This window comes from Neorhizobium galegae, assembly GCF_021391675.1.
In the GTDB taxonomy this organism is placed as follows: Bacteria; Pseudomonadota; Alphaproteobacteria; order Rhizobiales; family Rhizobiaceae; genus Neorhizobium; species Neorhizobium galegae_B.
The window spans coordinates 136,298-158,660 of sequence record NZ_CP090095.1 but is presented as its reverse complement, the minus strand read 5'-3'; the positions used below and the strand labels follow the sequence as shown (position 1 = coordinate 158,660).

At 62.7% G+C, this 22,363-nt stretch carries 20 protein-coding genes; 9 read left to right on the top strand and 11 right to left on the bottom strand.

The window, feature by feature from the left end; genetic code table 11:
* Positions 1-52: 52 nt before the first annotated feature.
* The 6 genes from LZK81_RS00730 to LZK81_RS00705 form a co-directional block, all read right to left on the bottom strand.
* Positions 53-424 (bottom strand): hypothetical protein, encoded by a 372-nt coding sequence (locus LZK81_RS00730; RefSeq protein WP_233954886.1) that lies wholly within the window; start codon positions 422-424, stop codon positions 53-55.
* Between the two features lie 12 nt (positions 425-436).
* Entirely contained in the window at positions 437-2,446 is a 2,010-nt protein-coding gene (locus LZK81_RS00725; RefSeq protein ID WP_233954885.1) for an acetyl-CoA carboxylase biotin carboxylase subunit, read from the bottom strand.
* A complete protein-coding gene (locus tag LZK81_RS00720) occupies positions 2,446-2,823 on the bottom strand; it encodes a hypothetical protein (RefSeq protein WP_046608178.1) in 378 nt (125 codons plus the stop codon). Before LZK81_RS00720 ends, LZK81_RS00725 begins: the two co-directional genes overlap by 1 nt.
* A 23-nt stretch (positions 2,824-2,846) precedes the next feature.
* Positions 2,847-3,746, bottom strand: a complete 900-nt coding sequence (gene yghU, locus LZK81_RS00715) for a glutathione-dependent disulfide-bond oxidoreductase (RefSeq protein ID WP_233954883.1) — start codon at positions 3,744-3,746, stop codon at positions 2,847-2,849.
* 87 nt (positions 3,747-3,833) lie between these two features.
* Positions 3,834-5,366, bottom strand: coding sequence for an acyl-CoA carboxylase subunit beta (locus LZK81_RS00710; protein WP_233954882.1), 1,533 nt, complete (start codon positions 5,364-5,366; stop codon positions 3,834-3,836).
* A 135-nt stretch (positions 5,367-5,501) separates the two neighbouring features.
* Positions 5,502-6,398, bottom strand: coding sequence for a LysR family transcriptional regulator (locus tag LZK81_RS00705; RefSeq protein WP_233954880.1), 897 nt, complete (start codon positions 6,396-6,398; stop codon positions 5,502-5,504).
* Positions 6,399-6,608: 210 nt separating this feature from the next.
* On the opposite strand from LZK81_RS00705, the gene LZK81_RS00700 reads away from it, so the two are divergent.
* The 7 genes from LZK81_RS00700 (at position 6,609) to LZK81_RS00670 (ending at position 15,277) form a co-directional block, all read left to right on the top strand.
* The gene (locus tag LZK81_RS00700) at positions 6,609-7,583 is read left to right on the top strand and encodes an ABC transporter permease (RefSeq protein ID WP_046607806.1); all 975 of its coding nucleotides are present in this window, start codon (positions 6,609-6,611) and stop codon (positions 7,581-7,583) included.
* A complete protein-coding gene (locus LZK81_RS00695; RefSeq protein ID WP_037086447.1) occupies positions 7,580-8,479 on the top strand; it encodes an ABC transporter permease in 900 nt (299 codons plus the stop codon). Before LZK81_RS00700 ends, LZK81_RS00695 begins: the two co-directional genes overlap by 4 nt.
* Before the next feature lie 5 nt (positions 8,480-8,484).
* Entirely contained in the window at positions 8,485-9,456 is a 972-nt protein-coding gene (locus LZK81_RS00690) for an ABC transporter ATP-binding protein (protein WP_233954879.1), read from the top strand.
* Entirely contained in the window at positions 9,453-10,508 is a 1,056-nt protein-coding gene (locus LZK81_RS00685; protein ID WP_046629138.1) for an ABC transporter ATP-binding protein, read from the top strand. The genes LZK81_RS00690 and LZK81_RS00685 overlap by 4 nt, the downstream gene beginning before the upstream one ends.
* Positions 10,509-10,528: 20 nt before the next feature.
* Positions 10,529-12,103, top strand: coding sequence for an ABC transporter substrate-binding protein (locus LZK81_RS00680; protein ID WP_233954878.1), 1,575 nt, complete (start codon positions 10,529-10,531; stop codon positions 12,101-12,103).
* A 109-nt stretch (positions 12,104-12,212) separates the two neighbouring features.
* The gene (locus LZK81_RS00675; RefSeq protein WP_233954877.1) at positions 12,213-14,117 is read left to right on the top strand and encodes a CocE/NonD family hydrolase; all 1,905 of its coding nucleotides are present in this window, start codon (positions 12,213-12,215) and stop codon (positions 14,115-14,117) included.
* Between the two features lie 8 nt (positions 14,118-14,125).
* Positions 14,126-15,277: a CapA family protein gene (locus tag LZK81_RS00670; protein ID WP_046607801.1), complete on the top strand. Its 1,152-nt coding sequence runs from the start codon at positions 14,126-14,128 to the stop codon at positions 15,275-15,277.
* Here the strand turns inward: LZK81_RS00670 and LZK81_RS00665 are convergent, their stop codons facing one another.
* Positions 15,278-16,003 carry a response regulator gene (locus LZK81_RS00665; protein WP_233954876.1) on the bottom strand — a complete coding sequence of 242 codons (726 nt, stop codon included), beginning with the start codon at positions 16,001-16,003 and terminating at the stop codon, positions 15,278-15,280.
* A gap of 119 nt (positions 16,004-16,122) precedes the next feature.
* Here LZK81_RS00665 and LZK81_RS00660 point away from each other — a divergent pair, with 119 nt between their 5' ends.
* Complete coding sequence (locus tag LZK81_RS00660; protein ID WP_046629132.1) at positions 16,123-16,878, top strand: helix-turn-helix domain-containing protein; 756 nt, start codon at positions 16,123-16,125, stop codon at positions 16,876-16,878.
* An 11-nt stretch (positions 16,879-16,889) separates the two neighbouring features.
* A complete protein-coding gene (locus LZK81_RS00655) occupies positions 16,890-18,812 on the top strand; it encodes a hybrid sensor histidine kinase/response regulator (protein WP_233954875.1) in 1,923 nt (640 codons plus the stop codon).
* Positions 18,813-18,868: 56 nt separating this feature from the next.
* Here LZK81_RS00655 and LZK81_RS00650 read toward each other — a convergent pair whose 3' ends face one another.
* The 4 genes from LZK81_RS00650 to LZK81_RS00635 form a co-directional block, all read right to left on the bottom strand.
* Positions 18,869-19,270 carry a VOC family protein gene (locus tag LZK81_RS00650; protein ID WP_046607797.1) on the bottom strand — a complete coding sequence of 134 codons (402 nt, stop codon included), beginning with the start codon at positions 19,268-19,270 and terminating at the stop codon, positions 18,869-18,871.
* A gap of 166 nt (positions 19,271-19,436) precedes the next feature.
* A complete protein-coding gene (gene ccoS / locus LZK81_RS00645; protein ID WP_007757373.1) occupies positions 19,437-19,583 on the bottom strand; it encodes a cbb3-type cytochrome oxidase assembly protein CcoS in 147 nt (48 codons plus the stop codon).
* Positions 19,580-21,871: a cation-translocating P-type ATPase gene (locus LZK81_RS00640; RefSeq protein ID WP_233954874.1), complete on the bottom strand. Its 2,292-nt coding sequence runs from the start codon at positions 21,869-21,871 to the stop codon at positions 19,580-19,582. Before LZK81_RS00640 ends, ccoS begins: the two co-directional genes overlap by 4 nt.
* Complete coding sequence (locus LZK81_RS00635) at positions 21,868-22,362, bottom strand: FixH family protein (RefSeq protein WP_233956412.1); 495 nt, start codon at positions 22,360-22,362, stop codon at positions 21,868-21,870. Before LZK81_RS00635 ends, LZK81_RS00640 begins: the two co-directional genes overlap by 4 nt.
* Between the last annotated feature and the right edge of the window lies 1 nt (position 22,363).

Below are 22,363 nucleotides of genomic sequence, written 5' to 3'. Positions count from 1 at the left end.
GGTCGGAGGTATTCTGGCGGCCTCAACCGGAGCGCCCTGCCATGTGCTGCACTTACTTGGTTTCCACAGGTGAAAGGGGATAATCCTCGAATCCAGCGACATCGCCCGCGCCAAATCCGTCGACGACGTAGAAGTAGTTTCTCTTGAAAACGAGGTTGACGCCGTCGAATACCGAGCACAACACTTCCGCCACTTCGTCATTGCCACCGCGAGAGACCTCACAGCTGACGCTGTTTGGATCAGTGGTGATTCTGGTTATGTAGTCTCTCTTGTAGTCCTCAATCGCCTCCCTCTTACCAAAATTGACGAGTTGAGGATCCGTCATTTCATGGGTCACGAACAAGAGGAAGGCGATCCATAACGCGGAAAATGTTATGATATTTGAAACCAAATAGATGCCTAGCCATTTGGCCGCCCATTTCACCCATCCTCTCACCTACTCGAACTCCATGATCAACTCATCGACCGCCAGACTCTGGCCCTGGCTCGCGGCGACGTGTTTGACGATGCCCCTGCGCTCGGCCTTCAGCACGTTTTCCATCTTCATCGCCTCGACGGTGGCGAGCGTCTGGCCGGCTTCGACGGCGTCGCCGGCTTTCACCGAGACGGAGGTGATGACGCCGGGCATGGGGCAGAGCAGCATCTTCGAGGTGTCGGGCGGCAGTTTTTTCGGCATCAGGCGGGCAAGTTCGGCCACGCGGGGCGAACGGACGCGGGCGGTGACGTCCATGCCGCGCCAGCGCAACCGCACTGCGGAGCCGATGAGGTTGACCTTGACCCCCATCATCTCGCCGCCGACATGGAAACGGGCATGGCTCTGGCCCGGCAGCCAGCCGCTGGCCACGGAAAGCCGCGTTCCATCGGCAAAGCGGACGCTGGCGCCGTCAGACCCGGTTTCGAGCGTGACGGCCTCTTCGAAGCCGGCGAGGGTCACCACCCAATCCCTGGCGAGGATCCGGCGGTGATTGCCGATCGTGCCGGAGATCTGCACGGCGCGCTGCTGCAGGGCCTGATTGATCAGGACGGCGATGGCGGCTAGCTTTTTCGCTGCCGCCGCATCCGGATGCACGCCGGAAAAACCTTCCGGGAATTCCTCGGCGATGAAGGCGGTGGTGATGTTTCCGGAGCGGAAGCGATCGTGGTCCATGACCGCCGAGAGGAAAGGCAGGTTGTGGCCGATGCCGTCCACCTCGAAATCGTCGAGCGCCTTGCCCATCGCGTCAATCGCCGTCAGGCGATCAGGCGCCCAGGTGCAGAGTTTTGCGATCATCGGGTCGTAATACATGGAGATCTCGCCGCCTTCGAAGACGCCGGTATCGTTGCGGACCACGGTGCCGTCGTGCTGCCGGCCTTCCGCCGGCGGGCGGTAGCGGGTCAGCCGGCCGATCGAGGGCAGGAAGTTGCGGTAGGGATCCTCGGCATATAGCCGGCTTTCGATCGCCCAGCCGTCGAGCTTGACGTCGTCCTGACCGAACGACAGTTTTTCGCCCGACGCAACGCGGATCATCTGCTCGACGAGATCGATCCCGGTGACGAGTTCGGTGACCGGGTGCTCCACCTGCAGGCGGGTGTTCATCTCGAGGAAGTAGAAATTTCTGGCGCCGTCGACGATGAACTCCACCGTGCCGGCCGAGAAATAACCGACCGCTTTCGCGAGTGCGACGGCCTGCTCTCCCATGGCCCGCCGGGTTTCAGCGTCGAGGAAGGGCGACGGAGCCTCCTCGATGACCTTCTGGTTGCGGCGCTGGATCGAGCATTCACGCTCGCCGAGATAGAGCGTGGTGCCGTGCTGGTCACCAAGCACCTGGATTTCGATATGGCGGGGCTGGTCGACGAACTTTTCGATGAAGATGCGGTCGTCGCCGAACGAGTTCTTCGCCTCGTTGCGGGAGGACTGGAAGCCTTCGCGCGCCTCGGCATCGTTCCAGGCGATGCGCATGCCCTTGCCGCCGCCGCCGGCGGACGCCTTGATCATCACCGGATAACCGATCGAGGCGGAGATCCTCACCGCCTCCTCTGCATCCTCGATCAGACCCATGTGGCCGGGAACTGTGGAGACGCCGGCTTCGGCGGCGATCTTCTTGGAGGTGATCTTATCGCCCATCGCCTGGATGGCTTTCACCGGCGGGCCGATGAAGGCGACGCCCGCCTTTTCCAGCGCCTGCGCGAAAGCGGCATTTTCCGAAAGGAAGCCATAACCCGGATGCACCGCATCCGCGCCGGTCGTCCGGATCGCCTCCAGGATCTTGTCGATGACGATATAGGATTGGGAAGACGGCGCCGGGCCGATATGCACCGCCTCGTCGGCCATCCGCACATGCAGCGCCTCGGCATCCGCGTCCGAATAGACCGCCACCGTCTTTATGCCCATCTTGCGGGCCGTCCTGATGACCCGGCAGGCGATCTCGCCGCGGTTGGCGATAAGAATTTTCTTGAGCGCCGGCATCAGACCTCCATGACGTCTTCGAAGGATTCGGGGAACGTTCTACGGGCGACCTTTTCGTCGATCCTGAGAAGCGCGTCATAGGAGGTCGGGTCGAAATCGTTTTCGGCCGGAACCACCTCGCGGCCGAACAGAAGGTTGAGCCGGCCGGCATCGAGATTGCCCCGTTCGAACGGCTCCGAGCCGAAATGGTGCCACAGCGCATGCAGGAAGGCGGCGTCCACCTTCTGTTCGATCGTGCCCGGGCGGGCGAGGCGCTGCAGCTGCTTCAGCGGCGTCGCCCCTTTTTCGTTTGCCCGCCGGATCGTGAAATGATGCCCGTGGCCCGGCATGCCGGAAGGGAAACCCCTATGTTTCGTCATGTCGGGCGGTCTGGGCATGCTGGTCTCCTTGCGGTCGTTCTTCAAGCCTTGGCGAGCTTGTCCTGCGTCTTCGTCTCGAAGTCGGAAGCGTCGTGGCGTTCGTGAAGCTGTTCGGACGGATCGCCGTTCACCCGGTTGACCATCCGGCCACGCTTGACGGCCGGCCGTTCGGCGATCTCGGCCGTCCAGCGCTGGACGTTCCTGTAGCTCTGGACGTCGAGGAAGGTGCCGGCCTCGCCATAGGCCTTGCCTTGCGCCAGGTTGCCGTACCAGGGCCAGATGGCGATATCGGCGATCGAATATTCGGAGCCTGCCATGTACCGGTTTTCGGCAAGATGCCGGTCCAGGACATCGAGCTGGCGCTTCACCTCCATCGAGAACCGATCGATGGCATATTTGATATAGACCGGCGCATAGGCATAGAAATGGCCGAAGCCGCCGCCGAGATAGGGCGCAGAGGCCATCTGCCAGAACAGCCAGTTCATCGTTTCGGTGCGCGCCTTGTGGTCCTTGGGCAGGAACGCGTCGTCGAACTTGTTTGCGAGATAGAGAAGGATCGCGCCGCTTTCGAAAACGCGGGTCGGCTCGGGCGTGGAACGGTCCAGCAGAGCCGGGATCTTCGAGTTCGGATTGACATCGACAAAACCGGAACCGAACTGGTCGCCGTCGCCGATCTTGATGAGCCAGGCGTCGTATTCGGCGCCCTTGTGGCCGGCGGCCAGCAATTCCTCAAGCATGATGCCGATCTTCACGCCGTTCGGCGTCGCCAACGAATAGAGCTGCAGGGGATGCTTGCCGACCGGCAGCTCCCTCTCATGAGTCGGACCGGCGATCGGCCGGTTGATATTGGCGAACTGTCCACCATTTCCCTGTTCCCAGGTCCAGATCTTCGGGAGCTCGTAGCCCGCTGGAAAATTCTCGGCGGGGGATTTGTCGGTCATGAAATCTTCCTTCCATTCAGGTGGCGCGCCCGAGGGTTTTTGCGGGGCGACACCTATATAGAGAGCGGCCAGCCGAATTTCCGCTCGTCACAGCGGGATCGTGTCGTGTTTCTTCCAATGCGTCGTCACCTGCTTGTTGCGCAGCGAGGCGAAGGCGCGGGCAATGCGGCGGCGCGACGAATGGGGCATGATCACCTCGTCGATGAAACCGCGTTCGGCCGCCACGAACGGATTGGCGAAACGCTCCTCGTATTCCTTCGTCCGCGCCGCGATCTTCTCCGGGTCGCCGAGTTCCGAACGGTAGAGGATCTCGGTCGCTCCCTTCGCACCCATGACGGCGATTTCGGCGGTCGGCCAGGCATAGTTGAAATCGGCGCCGATATGTTTCGAGGCCATGACGTCATAGGCGCCGCCATAGGCTTTTCGCGTGATCAGCGTGACCATGGGCACGGTCGCTTCGGAATAGGCGAACAGCAGTTTTGCACCGTGCTTGATGACGCCGCCATATTCCTGCGCCACGCCCGGAAGGAAACCCGGCACGTCCACCAGGGTCAGGATTGGGATCGAGAAAGCGTCGCAGAAACGCACGAAGCGGGCCGCCTTGCGGGAACTGTCGATATCGAGGCAGCCGGCCAGCACCATCGGCTGGTTGGCGACGACGCCGACCGTCTGGCCTTCGAGGCGGAGGAAGCCGGTGATGATGTTTCTCGCATAGGCTTCCTGGATCTCGAAGAAATCGCCCTCGTCGGCGATTGCATAGATCAGTTCCTTCATGTCGTAGGGTTTTGCGGCGCTGTCGGGGATCAGGCTGTCGAGGCGGTTCTCGATGCGGGCCGGATCGTCGTGGAAGGGGCGGACGGGCGGCTTTTCGCGGTTGTTCAGGGGCAGGAAATCGAAGAGCTGGCGGACGGCCTCCAACGCTTCCACGTCGTTTTCGAAGGCGGCATCGGCGACCGAGGATTTTTTCGTGTGGGTGCCGGCACCGCCAAGCTCCTCGGCCGTGACGATCTCGTTGGTCACGGTCTTCACCACGTCGGGACCGGTGACGAACATGTAGGAACTGTCGCGCACCATGAAGATGAAGTCGGTCATGGCCGGCGAATAGACCGCACCGCCGGCGCAGGGCCCCATGATGACGGAGATCTGCGGTACGACGCCGGAGGCCTCCGCATTGCGGCGAAAAACCTCCGCGTAGCCGGCGAGCGAGGCGACACCTTCCTGGATGCGGGCGCCGCCGGAATCGTTCAGGCCGATCACCGGGGCACCGACGCGCACGGCCATATCCATGATCTTGCAGATTTTTTGCGCATGCGTTTCCGACAGCGAGCCGCCGAGAACCGTAAAGTCCTGGGAGAAGACATAGACCTGCCGGCCGTTGATCGTGCCCCAGCCGGTGACGACGCCGTCGCCCGCGACCTTCTGCTCGGCCATGCCGAAATCCACCGCGCGGTGGGTGACGTACATGTCGAACTCCTCGAAGGAGCCCTCGTCCAGCAGCACCTCGATGCGCTCGCGGGCCGTCAGCTTGCCCTTGGCATGCTGCGCCTCGATACGCTTCTCCCCACCGCCGAGCCTTGCCTCCGCCCGGCGTTTTTCGACCTCACCCAGAACTGCTCGCATGTCTGCTCCCGGTATTCCCTTAGGCATTACTTAGCGTCTCGCGGGCCTGCGGGAAACCGCGGAACGCGCATCTATACGAATTGATAAGAGCGCGGGCCGGAAAATGCAAAACGCCGGAAACCATATGAGCGGCGCTTAGAGCGTGGTTTCGCCCGAATCCGCCTTGATGATGTTGATGAACGCCTCGGCCGTCCAGGACAGCGGCGCGCCGGGCATGGAGATGATCCCGTATTCGGAGACCTTGTCGGGGAGGAAAGGCCGCATGGCGATCGCGTCGCTGCGGAAGAACTCGGCAATCAGCGAGGGCACGATGGCGATGCCGAGCCCTTGGGCGGCACAGGCGCAAGCGGTTTCGACCGAATGGACCTCGAGGCTGCAGCGATAGCTCGGCACCATGCGGCGCAGTTCGTGCTCCAGTTCGTTGCGGTTGATGCGCTGCCGGCCGAGCAGGATCAGGTCGTTGCGGGCAAGATCGTTGACGTCGATGGCCTGCTTGGCGGCCAGCGGGTGGCCGACCGGCATGACACAGGTGGTGCCGCTGGTGAAAAGCGGGCGGGTGTCGAAGGAATGCTCCTCCGGCGGCAGGCGGACGAAACCGAGATCGGCGACGCGGCCGCGCACCATACGTTCGATCGCATCATAGGGACCGCTCAGGATCTCCACCGTCACCCGCGGATGATCGGCCTTGAAGCGGGCAAGGATCGGCGGCAGCATCGTGGTCGCGAGGCTGTGCGGGAAGGCAACACGGATCAGCGCCTCGCCGAAGGCACCCGAACGGACGTCGCCGACCTTGACGCGCAGCCGGGCGACGCTCTGGGCGACGTCATCCACCTCGTCGACCAGGAGATGCGCTTCCGGCCGCGGGATGAGGCGCCCCTTGTCGCGCAGGAAAAGCTCGCGACCGATCTCTTCTTCCAGCGATGCGAGCTGGCGGCTGATCGCCGACTGCGACAGGCCGAGCTGGGCCGCCGCCGCTATGGTGGAGCCGGTATCCATGATCGTCTTGAAGATTTCGAGCTGCTTGAAATTCATGCCGCGATCCTACGGAAGGCGGCAGCGAACACAAGCGAAGACATCGAACAGGGTTTCGCACACAAAACGCATAGGATCATGCGTTTCGCGCATAATATTGCGCATCCTCCCCGGCTCGCTATCGTCGGCGTCAACAAAGAGAAAAAAGGGAACGTCTTTCATGAGAATTCTCTGTCCCTGCGGGACAAAGGGTAAGCAGGAGCGCACGCTATGACGGTTTTCGTCATCCGCCGCTTCCTGCAGAGCATCGCCGTCCTGTGCGTGACCGCGGTTATCGTCTTCATCGGTATCTATGCGATCGGTGATCCGGCTGAAATGCTGATCTCGCCGGATGCAAGTCCGGCTGAACGTGCTCAGGTCGTCGCCTCGCTCGGACTCGACAAGCCACTCTGGGAACAGTTCTTCACTTTCGCCTGGAACGCCCTCCACGGCGACCTCGGCCGCTCCTTCGTCTTCAACCGTCCGTCCATCAGCCTGATCTTCGAACGCCTGCCGGCGACGCTGGAGCTGACGCTGACCGGCCTCGTCTTCGCGCTCCTGCTCGGCATCCCGCTCGGCCTCCTGTCCGGCTTGAAACCGAACACCGCCACTGACGAAGTGATCATGACCGGCTCGATCTTCGGCTTCTCGCTACCGAGCTTCTGGCAGGGCATGATGCTGATCATGATCTTTTCCGTCTGGCTCGGCTGGTTGCCGTCCACCGGACGCGGCCAGATGGGCGAGTTTCTGGGTATCCGTTCCAGCCTGTTCACACTGGACGGCCTAACGCATCTCATCCTGCCGGCGATCAATCTGTCGCTCTTCAAGCTGTCCCTGGTGATCCGCCTGACCCGCACCGGCGTACGCGAGACGATGCCGCTCGATTTCGTCAAATTCGCGCGCGCCAAGGGCATTTCCGAGCGTCGCATCGTCTTCGTGCATGTGTTCAAAAACATCCTGATCCCGCTGATCACCGTGATCGGCCTGGAACTCGGCAGCATGCTCGCCTTCGCGGTCGTCACCGAGACGATCTTCGCCTGGCCGGGGATCGGCAAGTTGTTGATCGACAGCATCATGCGGCTCGACCGGCCTGTCGTGGTCGCCTACCTGCTGGTCATCGTCAGCCTGTTCATCTTCATCAATTTCGTCGTCGACGTGCTCTATTCGCTGGTCGATCCTCGCGTCCGGCTGGGAGGCGCCCAATGACCGCACGCGCTCTTTTCGCCGAAGACATGCTGCTCGGCCGCCTGGTAACCGGCATCGGCCGCAGCCCCAAGGCGGTCGTTGCCGCCGTCGTCTGTATCATCCTGCTGTTTGCCGCGGTCATCGGACCCTATCTGACGCCCCAGAACCCGTTCGATCTGGCGGTGCTGGACATCCTCGATTCCAAGCTGCCGCCCGGCTCGCAAAGCATGGACGGCATGAACTACTGGCTCGGCACCGACGGCCAGGGCCGCGACATGTTTTCGGCGATGATCTACGGCTTGCGCACCAGCCTCGGCGTCGGCGTATTCTCCGGCATCGTCGCGCTTCTGGTCGGCACGGTGCTCGGCCTGATCGCCGCCTATTTCGGCGGGCGCATCGACACGCTGATCATGCGGGTCGTCGACCTGATGCTCGGCTTTCCGACCATTCTCGTGGCGCTGATGCTGCTGGCGCTGCTCGGCCAGGGGCTCTGGAAGGTGATCTTCGCGCTGATCCTAGTGCAATGGGCGACATTTGCCCGCGCGGTCAGGAGTGCTGCCCTTGTCGAGAAGAACAAGGACTATGTCGAGGCTGCGGTGACGCTCGGCATCGGCACGCCACGTATCCTGATCGGCCATATCCTGCCCAACTGCCTGCCGCCGCTGATCGTCATCGGCATGCTGCAGGTGGCGAACGCCATTTCGGCGGAAGCGACCCTCTCCTTCCTCGGCATCGGCCTGCCGATCACCGAACCGTCGCTCGGGCTGCTGATCGCCAACGGCTACCAGCTTCTGATGTCCGGCGAATACTGGATCAGCGTCTATCCGGGCGTGCTGCTGCTCGTTCTGGTGTTTTCGATCAACATCGTCGGAGACCGGCTGCGCGAAGTCCTCAACCCCCGACTGGGTGAAAGGTGAGCGCGATGACACCCGTCCTCGAAGTCAAGAACCTTTCCACCCATTTCATGACCCGCCGCGGCGTGCTGAAGGCCGTCGACGACGTGAGCTTCACGGTCGGTCAGCGGGAGATCGTGGGCCTGGTCGGCGAATCCGGCTCCGGCAAGTCGATCACCGGCTTCTCGATCCTCGGCCTCGTCGATCCGCCCGGCCGGGTGGTCGGCGGCCAGATCCTGTTCAACGGCGAAGACCTGCTGACGAAATCGCCGACGGCCATGCGGGCCATCCGTGGCAAGCGCATCGCGATGATCTTCCAGGATCCGATGATGACGCTGAACCCGGTTCTCTCGGTTGCCACCCAGATGATCGAGACCGTGCAGGCCCATGACCGGGTTTCGCGCGCAGAAGCCCGCGCCCGGTCGCGCGATGCGCTCGGCCTTGTCGGCATCCCTTCGCCGGAAGAGCGGCTGGATTCCTACCCGCACCAGTTCTCCGGCGGCATGCGCCAGCGTGTGGCGATCGCCATCGCGCTTCTGCATCGGCCGGACCTGATCATCGCCGACGAACCGACGACGGCGCTCGATGTGACGATCCAGTCGCAGATCCTGTTCGAGATCAAGCGGCTGGCTACCGAATTCGGCATGGCGCTGATCTGGATCAGCCACGACCTCGGCGTCGTCGCCGCACTCGCGGACCGGATCATGGTCATGTATGCGGGCCGGATCGTCGAGGCGGGGCAGGTCGATGGGGTGCTCACCGCGCCGCGCCATCCCTACACGTCCGGCCTGCTCAGCGCCGTGCCTGCGGCGGTGCCGCGCGGCGAGCCGCTCCGGCCGATCCCTGGTTTCGCGCCCTCGCCGCTGTCGCGTCCCTCCGGCTGCGCCTTCCGCGACCGTTGCGCCCGCGCCACCGATATCTGCGCCACCGAACCGATACGGTCGATCGCCGCCGGCCGCGAGTTCCGCTGTTTCCACCCTCACCTCTGGAGCGCCGCATGACGACCCCGCTCGTGGAAGCCGTGCCCCTCGTAGAAGCCGTGGATGTCAGCCGGCGGTTTTCCCGCAAGCTCGACTATGCGGAAAAGATCGCCAATCTCTTCGGGGCGGGCCTCGAGGAGAAGACCGTACATGCGGTCGACGAAGTCAATCTCGCGGTCTATCCGGGCGAGGTGGTCGGCCTCGTCGGTGAATCGGGCTGCGGGAAATCGACGCTCGGCCGGGTGATGGCCGGCATCATGCCCGCGAGCGGCGGCGAGGTACGCTGGAAGGGCCGGCCGCTGACCTCGCTGCAGGGTGACGACAAACGCGCCATGCGGCTTTCCGCCCAGATGATCTTCCAGGACCCGATGTCGACGCTCAATCCGCGCAAGCGGGTTCTCGACCTGATCGGCGAGGCGCCCAAGGTGCACGGCATCGTCAAGGGCCGGGAGATGCGGGATTACGTGGCTGCGCTGGTGACGCGTGTCGGCCTCGATCCGTCCTATCTGGACCGCTACCCGCACCAGTTTTCCGGCGGGCAGCGGCAGCGTATCGGCATTGCCCGGGCGCTCGCGGTAAAGCCGAAGCTGCTCGTCTGCGACGAATCCGTCGCTGCCCTCGACGTGTCGATCCAGGCGCAGATCCTCAACCTGTTCATGGAACTGAGACAAGAGTTCGGGCTGACCTATCTGTTCATCAGCCACGACCTCGGCGTCGTGAAACACATCTGCGATCGGGTGGTGGTCATGTATCTCGGCCGCGTGGTGGAAAGCGCCACGCCGGACGAGCTCTTCGACAATCCGAAACATCCCTATACCCAGGCGCTGATCCGCGAACTGCCGTCCGTCACCGATCGCCGCCGGGTGTTCACGCCGATCAAGGGCGAGATCCCCTCGCCGCTCCATCCGCCGGCGGGATGCCATTTCCATCCCCGCTGTCCCAAGGCTTTCGACCGCTGCCGCGTGGAACGGCCGGTCCTGAAGGAAAACGCGGCAGGCCATGTCAGCGCCTGCCACCTGAACGATCTTGCCGCCCATCAGGCAACAAACGCGACGGCCGAACCGGCCATCTAAAAAGGAAGGGAACAGACATAATGAAACCGATGAAATTTCTCCTGGCCGGGGTTGCGGCCTCGGTCATCGCGCTGAGCTCGGCTCAGGCCGCTGACCTGATACTCGGCAGCGCCACCGAGCCGTCGGCGATCGATCCGCAGTTTTCGCGCACCGGCAACAACCAGAACATTGCCATGCAGGTTTTCGACCGCCTGGTGCAGACCGACCCCGCGATCAATATCGAGCCGGCGCTTGCCGTCTCCTGGACAAATGTCGATCCGCTGACCTGGCAGATCAAACTGCGCGACGGCGTCAAATTCCACGACGGCAACCCGCTGACATCAGAGGACGTGATCTTCTCGCTCACCCGCGCCAAGGATATCCCGAACAGCCCGGCGCCGTTCTCCGGCAATGTCGGGGCGATCGACAGCATGAAGGCGATCGACAAACTGACCGTCGAGATCAAGACCAAGAAGCCGACGCCCGATTTCATCGAACAGGTCGGCTTCGTCTACATCGTCGAAAAGAAGGTCGCGGAAGGCGCTTCGATCGAGGACTTCAACAGCGGCAAGGCGGCGATCGGCACCGGCGCCTACAAGTTCAAGTCCTGGACGCCGGGCGACAACCTGCAACTCACCCGCAACGATACCTTCTGGGGCAAGAAACAGGATTTCGACAACGTTACGATCAAGTTCATCTCCAATGATGCGTCGCGCGTCGCTGCCCTTCGCTCCGGCGCCGTCGACCTGATCGACGCCGTGCCGCCAGGCGATGTGAAAACCCTCCAGGGTATCTCCGGCCTCAAGGTCTTCTCGATCGCCTCCGCCCGCATGATCTACCTCGCGCTCGACAGCGCCCGCGACAAGACGCCCTTCATCACCGACAAGGAAGGCAAGCCGCTCGACAAGAACCCGCTGAAGGACGTCAAGGTCCGCCAGGCGCTCTCCGAGTTGGTCAACCGCCAGCTGATCATCGACCGTATTCTTGACGGTTCGGCGGATGCTGCAGGCCAACTGGTTCCGAACGGCGTCGCCGGCAACGATCCGTCGATCGCGGCGCCCGCCATGAACGCCGAGAACGCCAAGAAGCTGCTTGCGGAAGCCGGCTACAAGGACGGTTTCGGCATCACCATCCACACCTCCAACGATCGCTTCCCGGGTGATTCGGAAGTGGCGCAGGCACTCGGCCAGATGTTTGCGCGCGGCGGCCTGAAGGTGAACGGCGTCGTCGCCCAGCCCTATAACGTCTACACCAAGGGCGCCGGGGCCGGCGAATTCTCCGCCTTCATCTTCTCTCTCGGCAACTCTACGCCGACCTCGGCAACCGGCCTTCGCAACCTGCTGATGACGGCCAACAAGGACGCCGGCACCGGCTCGTTCAACCGGACGAAATATTCGAACCCGGCCTTCGACGACGCGATGCGCGCCGCAACCGCCGAATTCGACGTCAAGAAGCGCGTGGAGCTGCTGCAGAAAGCAACCAAGATGGTGTTCGCCGACGTGCCGGTCATCCCGCTTTACTGGCAGAAGGTTCACTGGGCCGGCAAGGCGAACGTCTCCTATGTCGCCAACATGACGGAAGACACCAGCGCGACGCTCGCCGGTATCGCCAAGTAGGCCTGCTCTTTGCTGCGGCTCCTCTTTCCGGAGCCGCAGCATCCCGGGCCGGCCTGACGTGTGGTGGGGCCGGCCCGGGTATTGTTTTGCCAATTTTGAGGATATGGACATGGATACCCTGACGCCATCGCGCTTCGAGGTGATTGCCGACGACGTGGTCGTCGAACGGGATGTGATGGTGACGATGCGCGACGGCATGAGGCTGGCGACCGACGTCTACCGGCCTGCCAAGGACGGCAAGGCGATCGAAGGCCGGCTTCCGGCGATCATGGAACGCACGCCCTACGGCAAGGCGGAGCGTTCGCGTTCCGAGATCGAGGTGGGCATGGCGGAGCCGATGAAGCGCCATGAGGTTGCGAGCTATTTCGTCCGGGCGGGATATGCCGTGATCTACCAGGATTGCCGCGGCCGCTACAATTCCGAGGGCGAGTTCAGCAAATACATTTCAGAAGCCGCCGACGGTTACGATACCGCCTGCTGGCTGGTGGAACAGCCCTGGTCGGACGGCCAGTTCGGGACGATGGGCCTTTCCTATGCGGCCCATACTCAAGCGGCGCTCGCCTGCCTCAACCCGCCGGGGCTGGCCTGCATGGTGATGGATTCGGGCGGATTCTCGAACGCCTATCAGTGCGGCATCCGCCAGGGCGGCGCCTTCGAACTGAAGCAGGCGACCTGGGCCTACAATCAGGCGATCGGCGAGGGCAATGAGGTTGCCCGTGCAGCGATCGAAGCGGAGGATCTTCGCGCATGGTTCAACGTCATGCCCTGGAGCGAAGGCAATTCTCCGGTGCGCTGGATGCCGGAATATGAAAGCTACCTGCTCGACCAGTGGCGCAGCGGCACGTTCGACGAAAGCTGGCGCCGGGTCGGGCTTTACATGGAAGGTTTCTACGAGACTTTTCCGGAAGTGCCTGTGGTGCTGATGTCGAGCTGGTACGACGCCTATGTGAAGTCGACGCTCGACAACTATCGCGGACTTTCCGGCAAGGACAGCCGACCGCTGCAGCTGATCATGGGGCCTTGGCTGCACGGCAACCGCAATGCGACGCTTGCCGGCGACACGTCCTTCGGGCCGGCCGCGCCGCTTGGCGGCAATGCCATGGAAAGCTGGCTATCCTTCCGCCGCAACTGGTTCGACCACTGGCTGAAGGGCAAGGACAACACGGTTGCGCAGGAACCGGTGGTGCGGGCCTTCGTGATGGGCGGCGGCTCTGGCACGCGCGACGCGGACGGCCGGCTGGATCACGGCGGGCACTGGATCGAGGCGGCCGACTGGCCGCTGCCGGGAACGGAATTCCTAAATTACTATATCCATGAAAACGGTTCGCTTTCCACCGACAAGCCGAAGGCGGAGGCTTCCCCCTTCACCTACGACTTCGACCCGAAGAACCCGGTTCCCACAATCGGCGGATCGCTGACGAGCGGGCAGCCGATTTTCGAAGGCGGCGGCTTCGACCAGCGCGAGGGCGACAAATTCTACGGTTCGAAACATCCGGGCCTGCCGCTTTCGGCGCGTGCCGACGTGCTCTCCTTCGAGACCGAGCCGCTCGCCGAAGATGTCGCGGTGGTCGGGCCGATCACGGTCGAACTTTACGTCTCGTCGGATGCGCTGGACACGGATTTCACCGCGAAACTCGTCGACGTCTATCCGCCGAGCAAGGACTATCCGACCGGTTACGCTCTCAACATCACCGACGGGATCATCCGCTGCCGCTATCGCAACTCCTTCGAAAAGCCGGAACCGATCGTCAAGGGCGAGGTGTTCACGGTAACGATCGAGCCGTTTGCGACCGCCAACCTGTTCTCCAAGGGCCATCGCATCCGGGTGGATATCTCGTCGTCCAATTTCCCGAAGTACGACATCAATCCAAATAGCTATGCGCCGGAAGGCCGGGGACGCACAAGCCAAGTGGCCCGCAACACGGTTTTCTGCGATGGTATGCGTGCATCTGCCATCCGCCTGCCGATCGTCGGTAGAGTGGCAATGGCGGCGCTGAAGCCCATCGCGAAATGAACTAGGCCATGCTGACCGTCGCCGTTACCGGCCAAATCCTGATCCACGGCCCCCTCGACCTCCATGGCGAGGGGCAGGCCGAGGTCCGGGATTTCCTCGAGGCGGATGTGGTCTTCGGCAATCTCGAGGCGACGGTGGAGACGGCAGGGGCATGGCCCACCAAGACGAAGACGCTGCATCTGGCTTCCCCGGATGCGCTGGTTTCCATTCGGGAACTCGGTTTTCACGCGGTGACGCATGCCAACAACCATGCCTTCGATCTCGGCCCGCCGGGCATCGCCTCGACGCGCGCCGCGGTGGAAATGGCCGGGCTGAAGCTCGCAGGCAGCGGGCAGGATATCGAGCAGGCTGCCGCGCCGACGATCGTGCCGGGACCTGAGCAATCGCTTGCCATCTTCTCCGTCGATCTCGGGCCGCAGCCGGACATCAACTATGCCTCGACCGAGCGCGGTGGCATTGCCCCGTTGCGGATGAAGCGGACGGTGAGCGTGCCGGCCGAAGAATTCGAGACGCTGAAGAGGATCGTCGGGACCCTCGGCGACGACAAACGCGGCGCGGCACGTGCCGCCGTGGGTTATGATGTGGGCGAACGCCCGGAACTGGAGGTCTTCGGCACGCCCGTCGCTGCCGGCGCCGCCATCGGTGCACACTGGACGGCGAACGAGACGGACATGCAGCGGCTCGTCGACGGCATCGATGCCGCAAAGGCGATAGGGGATCTGGTGGCGGTGGCGCTCCACGGCCATCACTGGGATTCGAACTGGAAAACGACGCCCGACTGGCTGCTCGATCTCTGTCGCGGCCTGATCGACTACGGCGCGGATCTGGTGCTTGGTACCGGCGCGCCGGTCATGCAGCCGCTCATCTTTTATCGCGGGCGGGTGATCATCGCCGGCCTCGGCAACTTCGTCTTCCACACCGGGCGGCCGGCGACCTATGACGAAAAGCATGTCGATGTCTGGCGCAGCGCCGCGATCCGGTTGACGCTTGCGGATGACGGTACGTGCAAAAGACTTGAATTGCTGCCGATTTCGGTCGGCAGACCGGTGGACCACGACCTGCCTTTGGGGCCGGTTCCGCTGCAGGGCTCCGATGCGGACGATATGCGGGAAAGAGCTTTTGCCGGGCTTTCTGCGGCGGACAGACAGGTTATTTTTTGATCAGCCGAGCTTGCCGGTGAAAATGTAACCGACGCCGCGAACGGCCTTGATGAGCTGGGGATGTTTGGCATCCGCCTCGATCTTGCGGCGCAGCCGGACGATCTGGGCATCGATCGTGCGGTCGAAGGCATCGAGCTGCCGCCCCCTCGTCGCGTCCATCAGGAAATCGCGTGTCAGCACCCGGCCCGCATGCTGCACGAAGGCCGCCAGCATCTCGAATTCGCCCGTCGTCAGTTCGACTTCGCCATCTTCGGCAGACAGCAGCTGGCGCCTGGAAAGGCTGAGCGTCCATCCTTCGAAACGGACGATCTTCTCCTCGTTTACCTCCGGCTTCGGCTGAGCCGGCTGGCGCCGCCTGAGGATCGATTTCAGCCGCGCATGCACTTCGCGCAGGTGAAACGGTTTTGCGATGTAATCGTCAGCACCGATCTCGATGCCGAGGATCCGGTCGACCACGTCGTCGCGGCCCGTCAGCATCATGATCGGAACATCCGATTGCATCCGGATTTCCCGTGCAAGGTCAAAACCGTCCTGGCCGCCGGGCAACGACAGGTCGAGGAGGATGATGTCAACCTCCTGCCGCTTCAGCTGAGCGCGCATTTCCTGCCCGTCGGATACCGCGCTGACGGCATATCCTTCGCCCTCGAAATACCGCGTCAGCATCTGGCGGATTCGGGGATCGTCGTCGACGACGAGGATGTTTGCTGAGCTTGCGGGGGATGACATCAACAGGGAACCGGCGTGTTACAGATTGTTACCAACTAGAACCGTCTTTCACACGACTAGCATTCGCGCGTTACCGGGATTCGGTCAACTGCCTCAACCAAACGGATAGGGGCAGTTTCATGTTTCTCACGGATTATGCAAAGACCTTCACCGCGGCAGCAGCAAGACCGCTCGACGAACCGGATTGCCTGCATTCGCTGTTCGCGAAGCAGCCTGTGGAATATCTGTCGGGCGGCCAGGCCCTGTTCTTCGAGGGCGACGAGGCCAGGCATATTTTTGAAGTCATGGAGGGGACGTTACGCGTTTTCCGGATCATTTCGGACGGACGGCGGGTCATCACCGGGTTTCTGCATGCCGGTGATATGATCGGCGTGTCGTTCCGGGACAATTATATCTACACAGCGGAAGCAATCACCACGGCGAAGGTCCGCCGGCTGGCGCGTCGGCAATTCGAGGCAGCCGTCATCAATTCCGAGAGCCTGCGGCCAAAGGTCTTTGCCCGCGTCTGCGACGAAATGGCCGCCGCCCAGGACCAGATGGTGCTCCTGTCGAGCAAAAGCGCGGAAGAGCGGCTCTGCACCTTCCTTCTGAGATACCTGAAACGCGCGATGGCCGAACCCAATGCGCAGCCGGTCGTCGAACTCTCCATGAGCCGGCAGGACATGGCCGACTATCTCGGACTGACGATCGAGACCGTTTCGCGTACGATCACCAGGCTTATCGGCAAGGGCGTGTTGAATGTTCTGGACCCGGCCGCCCGTCATTCCATAAGAATCGAACGACCGGGGATGCTTGCGCAACTCGCCGGAGACGACGATGACTGTGGAGACATGCGGCGCGACCTGATCGCTCTCGGTGAGCGACGGCGCCATTAAACGGAATAGACATGAACGGCAATACAGGATCCGAAGCCACGGCGGAAAGCCAACTCGATGCCGTCACCTCTCTTCTCGACGATGCCAACCTTATCGCCCATGGCGTGGACGGCATCATCAGCCGCTGGACCAGCGGCTGCGAGCAGCTTTACGGATGGCGTCGGGAGGAGGCTCTCGGCAAGGTCGTTCACGATCTTCTGGCGACAGAGTTTCCCGAGCCGCTCGACGATATTCGTCGACATGTCCAGACTTATCATGCCTGGCAGGGCGAGGTCGTCCATCATCACAAGCATGGACACCCGGTCTTCGTGGCGACCCGCTGGGTGGCCGTCAATCCATCGAGCGACGGTCCTTCGGTCATCATTCAAACGAACAACGATATCACCGAGATGAAAAGGGTGCAGAACGATCTTGCCGAACGCGAAGCGCATCTGCGCTCCATTCTGGACACCGTTCCGGAATCGATGGTCGTCATCGACGAGGTCGGCTGCATCTCGTCCTTCAGTGCTGCTGCGGAACGGCTGTTCGGCTACTCGTCCGACGAGGTCTGCGGCCACAATGTGAAGATGCTGATGCCTTCGCCCGACCGGGACGCCCATGACGGATATATCTCACGCTACCTCCATACCGGCGAACGCCGGATCATCGGTTACGGCCGCGTCGTGACCGGACAGCGCAAGGACGGAAGCACGTTTCCGATGGAGCTTTCGGTCGGCGAAGCCGTCACCAACGGAAAACGCATCTTTACCGGCTTCGTCCGCGACCTCACCAGCCGTCACAAGATCGAAGAAGAGCTGCGCCAGGCCCAGAAGATGGAAGCGATAGGCCAGCTCACCGGCGGCCTGGCGCACGATTTCAACAATCTTCTGACGGTCATCAGCGGCAATCTCGAGATGATCGAGAACAAGCTCGCGGATGCGGGCCTGCTGGAGCTGCTGCATGAGGCGCAGGGCGCTGCGGAAGACGGCGCCAAACTGACCGGCCAGCTTCTGGCGTTCGGACGGCGCCAGCCGCTCAACCCGAAGCTCGCGGATATCGGCAATCTCGTGTCCGGCTTTTCGGAACTTCTGCGGCGCACGCTCGGCGAAACGATCGAACTTCGCACCACGGTCACCGGCGTCTCCAACGAAGCGCTGGTCGACGGATCGCAGCTCCAGAATGCGCTTCTCAACCTGACGCTCAATGCCCGCGACGCGATGCCGCGCGGCGGCAAGCTGTCGATCGAGATTTCCCGCGTCAGACTGGATGTCGACTACGCGCAGATGTATCCCGACGTCCGCACCGGAGACTTCGTGCTGATTTCCGTCACCGACACGGGCATCGGCATGTCTCCCGATATCAGGGACAAGGCCTTCGAGCCCTTCTTCACCACCAAAGGCCTGGGCGCCGGAACGGGCCTTGGCCTCAGCATGGTCTACGGTTTCGCCAAACAGTCCGGCGGGCATATCCAGCTCTACAGCGAGCCGGGACAGGGCACGAGCGTCAGAATTTTCCTGCCGGTGGTGCGCAAGGCGGAAGCGGCGGACCCGCTTGCTGTCGAGGCTGCCACGAAGCAGGTCTCCATTCCCGGCGGCAACGAAAAGATCCTCGTCGTCGAGGATGACCCGCGGGTCCGGCGCATCGCCGTGTCGCGGCTGACGCAGCTCGGTTATCGCGTCATCGAGGCCTCGAGCGGCCGGGAAGCGCTGGACCAGCTCGGCCAGCACGACGGCATCCACCTTCTTTTCACCGATATCGTGATGCCGGGCGGGATGACAGGCGACGAACTGGCGGCCGAAGTCCGCGCAAGACGGCCAGGCATGAAGGTGTTGTTCACCTCCGGCTACGCCGAACCGGCGATCGCCGGACGCGAGCTCGCCCAATCCGGTAGCTGGCTCAAGAAGCCGTATACTGCCAGGGAACTCGCGGTGCGGCTTCGCGAACTGCTGGACTGAGTGGGGTTTCAAAAGGGCTGTATCTGCGGCCAGCGCCTCAGATACAGCCGTAGAGCTCAGAGTTTCTGTGAAGTCCCAGAAGGGTTTAGCCTTTGTGGTTCACCGATCTCTATCGCGTGTCCGTCGGGGTCATAAAAGCGGAAGACCCGCTGCCCCCAGGCTTGCGGCTCTACCGGATGGATCAGTTCCACATGCGGCGCGATGTTTTCAAAGGCCGCATCGACATTCTCATGTTCGAAATATAGCAGCAAATTTCTCCGTCCGTAGGGTTCGTTCGCAACAGGGGCTTGCCGCCAAATCGTTTGCTCAAGCGAACTGCCTTCGTGGATTGCGAAACCTGTTTCGAAGAGTACGAAGTCCCCGAAATCCTCCACTATCCTCAGCCCGAGCCTATCTCGGTAAAACGCTTTCGAGTGATTTATGTCACGGACGAAAGGAATGGGATTGATAAAACGCATCGAATTCCTTTCGTGAAGGTCGCAGTCCTTGCGGCGCAGGTACCATTTGTTGGCGGTTTCAACGAAAAGAATGCCTCACGACTGTGCCCTCGGCAAGAAAGCCGCCGGCAACGCCCACGCCTGAGAACCTTGAGAACGTGCCCGGAGCTTGTCGGAGGTCACCGGTTCATTCCGGCGGGTCGTCCTGCAACACGCGCCAGGACGCGCCTTCGAGATCGTCGTACTGGCCGCTCTTCAGCGACCAGAGAAAGGCGAAGAGGCCGAGACCGCCGAGGAAAAGCGCGATTGGGATGAGGTAGATCAGCATGTTCATGCGACGCGAGCCTCACCGGGAGGAGCGGCGGTCGTGCCGTTGCTCCTTGTCGCCTCCGCCTCGACGGCGCTCCCCGATCCGCTGAGCCGCAGCGCATTGGCGACGACGATGATCGACGACGTGGACATGGCAACCGCGGCAATCAGCGGCGTCGCATACCCGGCAAGCGCGATCGGCACGGCGATGACATTGTAGCCGATGGCAAGCGCGAAATTCTGGCGGATCAACCGGCCTGCGCGTCGCGATATGTCGATCGCCAGCGGCACCGCCTCAAGGCTGTCGCGCATGAACACGAAGTCGGCGGCCTGACGGCCGACGTCCGCCGCTGTCGCCGGTGCGATCGAGACATGCGCGGCGGCGAGCGCCGGTGCGTCATTGATGCCGTCGCCGACCATCAGCACCTTGCGGCCGCTCGCCGCGAGCGACGTGCAGAACTCCGCCTTCTGTTTCGGCGAAAGCTCGGCCTGCCAGTGTTCGAGGCCGAGGCGAATGGCGAGATCGGCAACCACCCGGCGCCGGTCACCCGACAGAATGCCCGTCTCGAAACCCCTGGCCGCGAGGGATGCCGTGACAGCCAGGGCACCGGGACGAAGCGAATCGTCGAAGCGGAAGGTGGCGATCTCCTCGGCGTCGAGCGAGAGAACCGTCTCAGTCACAATATTGCCCGGGCTTCCGTCATCCGGCACCGACAGGGCAAAGCGCCGGTTGCCGAGGCGATAGACGCCTGCCGGCGTCGCCGCTTCGAGTCCCCGGCCCGGGATTTCGGTGACCGTCTCGAAGACCGCAACCGGGCCGGATACCGCCATCGCGAGCGTCTGGGAGAGAGGGTGGCGCGAATGAACGGCGAGCCCGGCGGCCAAAGCGAGCTGCTTCCTGTCGAACCGCTCGACATCCAGCAGCCGGGGCCGGCCCAAGGTCAGCGTGCCGGTCTTGTCGAAAAGCACGGTGTCGATTTCGGCAAGCCGCTCCATGGCCGAACCGTCCTTGACCATGATCCCGTTCCTGAACAGCCGGCCGGCCGCGACGACCTGCACCACCGGCACCGCAAGGCCAAGCGCGCAGGGGCAGGTGATGATCAGGACGGCGATGGCGACCAGCATGGCGTGTTTCCAATCGCCGCCGATCAAGCCCCACGAGACGAAGGCCGTGAGCGCCAGGAAGTGGACGGCCGGAGAATAATATTGCGCCGCGCGATCGGCGATGCGGCGATACCGTGCCCGGCCGCCCTCGGCCGCTTCCATCAGCGAAATGACTTCGGACAGGAAGGAATCCTTGGCAGCGGCCGTCGCCTTCAGAACCAGCGAACCGGTGAGGCTGAGCGTCCCGGCCTGTATCATATCGCCGACCCGGACCGGCCTTGGTGCGCTTTCGCCGTTGACGATCGAGACATCGATGTCGCTTGCGCCGCTTTCGACCACCCCATCGACCGGCACCCGCTCACCGGCGGCAATCGCCACCCGGTCGCCCGGCCGGATTTCGTCCACCGGGCGATATTCGCGCGAGCCGTCCGGGACGACCACCGTGGCGCCGCGGGGCGAGAGGCGCGCAAGGCCGCTGATTGCGGCCCGTGCCCGGTCGCGCATGATGTGGTCCAGCGTGCGGCCGATCAGCAGGAAGAACAGCAGCGAGACGGTCGCATCGAACCAGGCCTGTTCGCCGTGATGCATGGTCTCCCAGAGCGACACTGCATAGGAGAGCGTAATCGCGAGTGCGATCGGCACGTCCATGTTGGTACGGCGGCGGCTGAGCGCATTCCAGGCCGACTGATAGAAGAAACGGCCGCCATAGATCAGCGCCGGCGCGGCGATCAACGCCGATATCCAATGGAACATATCACGCGTCGAGGCATCGGCGCCCGACCAGACCGAAACCGAAAGCAGCATGATGTTTGCTGCCGCAAAACCGCAGAGCGCGACGGCGCGGATGAGGTCGCGCTGCAGCTTTTCGCCGACCTCCTCGGCATTCGAGAAAAGATGCGCATCGTAGCCGGTGGCATCGACGATCGCCCTGACCAGTTCGACCGGATCCGTGGCGACGTCTCCGGCCTTCTCCCGCCAGACGATCGAAACGCGTTTGGTAGAAAGATTGACTCGAGCCCGCTCTACCGACGGCAATGCATTCAGCGCCTTTTCGATCGTCGAGATGCAGGTGCCGCAATGGACCTGCGGAACGCTGAGATCGGTCTGGCGCAGGCCTGGCGTAACCACCCGGCTGGACAGCGTCAATTCCTCCGAGGACGGAAGCGGGTGATCCAGATACCCTTCCGTTCCGGGCGCGCAGCAGCTCATTCTGCCCTCCTCAAGACCGCGATCCGTTCGGCCTGATGCAGGATGCGCTTGCCATCCCGGATGGCGCTCGCATCGACGATCCAGTGGCCGGGCAGGATTTCGTGGGTGGCGGTGAAGACCCCCTTGGCAACGGGAACGAGGTCGAGTTGGAAATCCTGATGTTCGCCGACCGGCCGCTTGAACTTGAGCGTCAGCGTATCGGCCGCGACCGGCCCGTTCTTCGGGTGGAAGACCTCGTAACGTAGCTCGGAGCTGTTGACTGTAACGCGGCCGGTGACACCCGTGGCCATCAGCGTCCGCGCCTCGGCCGCCTTGCCGTTGAACTGCTGGCTGGCGACATAGGTATTCTCCGCCACCAGCCCGCTCCAGCTGGTGACCGCGTTGTAGGCCATGTAGAAATTGACCGAGATGATGGTGCCGAAGAAGAGCACCAGCACGCCGACCATATGCCAACCGGTGAAGACGAAGGATTTTGCTGGGATCGTGTTCATT

Bases quoted from the DNA above. Each gene is read 5' to 3' on its own strand.
- LZK81_RS00725 (WP_233954885.1), bottom strand. From the start codon at position 2,446: ATGCCGGCGCTCAAGAAAATTCTTATCGCCAACCGCGGCGAGATCGCC.
- LZK81_RS00720 (WP_046608178.1), bottom strand. From the start codon at position 2,823: ATGCCCAGACCGCCCGACATGACGAAACATAGGGGTTTCCCTTCCGGC.
- yghU (WP_233954883.1), bottom strand. From the start codon at position 3,746: ATGACCGACAAATCCCCCGCCGAGAATTTTCCAGCGGGCTACGAGCTC.
- LZK81_RS00710 (WP_233954882.1), bottom strand. From the start codon at position 5,366: ATGCGAGCAGTTCTGGGTGAGGTCGAAAAACGCCGGGCGGAGGCAAGG.
- LZK81_RS00705 (WP_233954880.1), bottom strand. From the start codon at position 6,398: ATGAATTTCAAGCAGCTCGAAATCTTCAAGACGATCATGGATACCGGC.
- LZK81_RS00700 (WP_046607806.1), top strand. From the start codon at position 6,609: ATGACGGTTTTCGTCATCCGCCGCTTCCTGCAGAGCATCGCCGTCCTG.
- LZK81_RS00695 (WP_037086447.1), top strand. From the start codon at position 7,580: ATGACCGCACGCGCTCTTTTCGCCGAAGACATGCTGCTCGGCCGCCTG.
- LZK81_RS00690 (WP_233954879.1), top strand. From the start codon at position 8,485: ATGACACCCGTCCTCGAAGTCAAGAACCTTTCCACCCATTTCATGACC.
- LZK81_RS00685 (WP_046629138.1), top strand. From the start codon at position 9,453: ATGACGACCCCGCTCGTGGAAGCCGTGCCCCTCGTAGAAGCCGTGGAT.
- LZK81_RS00680 (WP_233954878.1), top strand. From the start codon at position 10,529: ATGAAACCGATGAAATTTCTCCTGGCCGGGGTTGCGGCCTCGGTCATC.
- LZK81_RS00675 (WP_233954877.1), top strand. From the start codon at position 12,213: ATGGATACCCTGACGCCATCGCGCTTCGAGGTGATTGCCGACGACGTG.
- LZK81_RS00670 (WP_046607801.1), top strand. From the start codon at position 14,126: ATGCTGACCGTCGCCGTTACCGGCCAAATCCTGATCCACGGCCCCCTC.
- LZK81_RS00665 (WP_233954876.1), bottom strand. From the start codon at position 16,003: ATGTCATCCCCCGCAAGCTCAGCAAACATCCTCGTCGTCGACGACGAT.
- LZK81_RS00660 (WP_046629132.1), top strand. From the start codon at position 16,123: ATGTTTCTCACGGATTATGCAAAGACCTTCACCGCGGCAGCAGCAAGA.
- LZK81_RS00655 (WP_233954875.1), top strand. From the start codon at position 16,890: ATGAACGGCAATACAGGATCCGAAGCCACGGCGGAAAGCCAACTCGAT.
- LZK81_RS00650 (WP_046607797.1), bottom strand. From the start codon at position 19,270: ATGCGTTTTATCAATCCCATTCCTTTCGTCCGTGACATAAATCACTCG.
- ccoS (WP_007757373.1), bottom strand. From the start codon at position 19,583: ATGAACATGCTGATCTACCTCATCCCAATCGCGCTTTTCCTCGGCGGT.
- LZK81_RS00640 (WP_233954874.1), bottom strand. From the start codon at position 21,871: ATGAGCTGCTGCGCGCCCGGAACGGAAGGGTATCTGGATCACCCGCTT.
- LZK81_RS00635 (WP_233956412.1), bottom strand. From the start codon at position 22,362: ATGAACACGATCCCAGCAAAATCCTTCGTCTTCACCGGTTGGCATATG.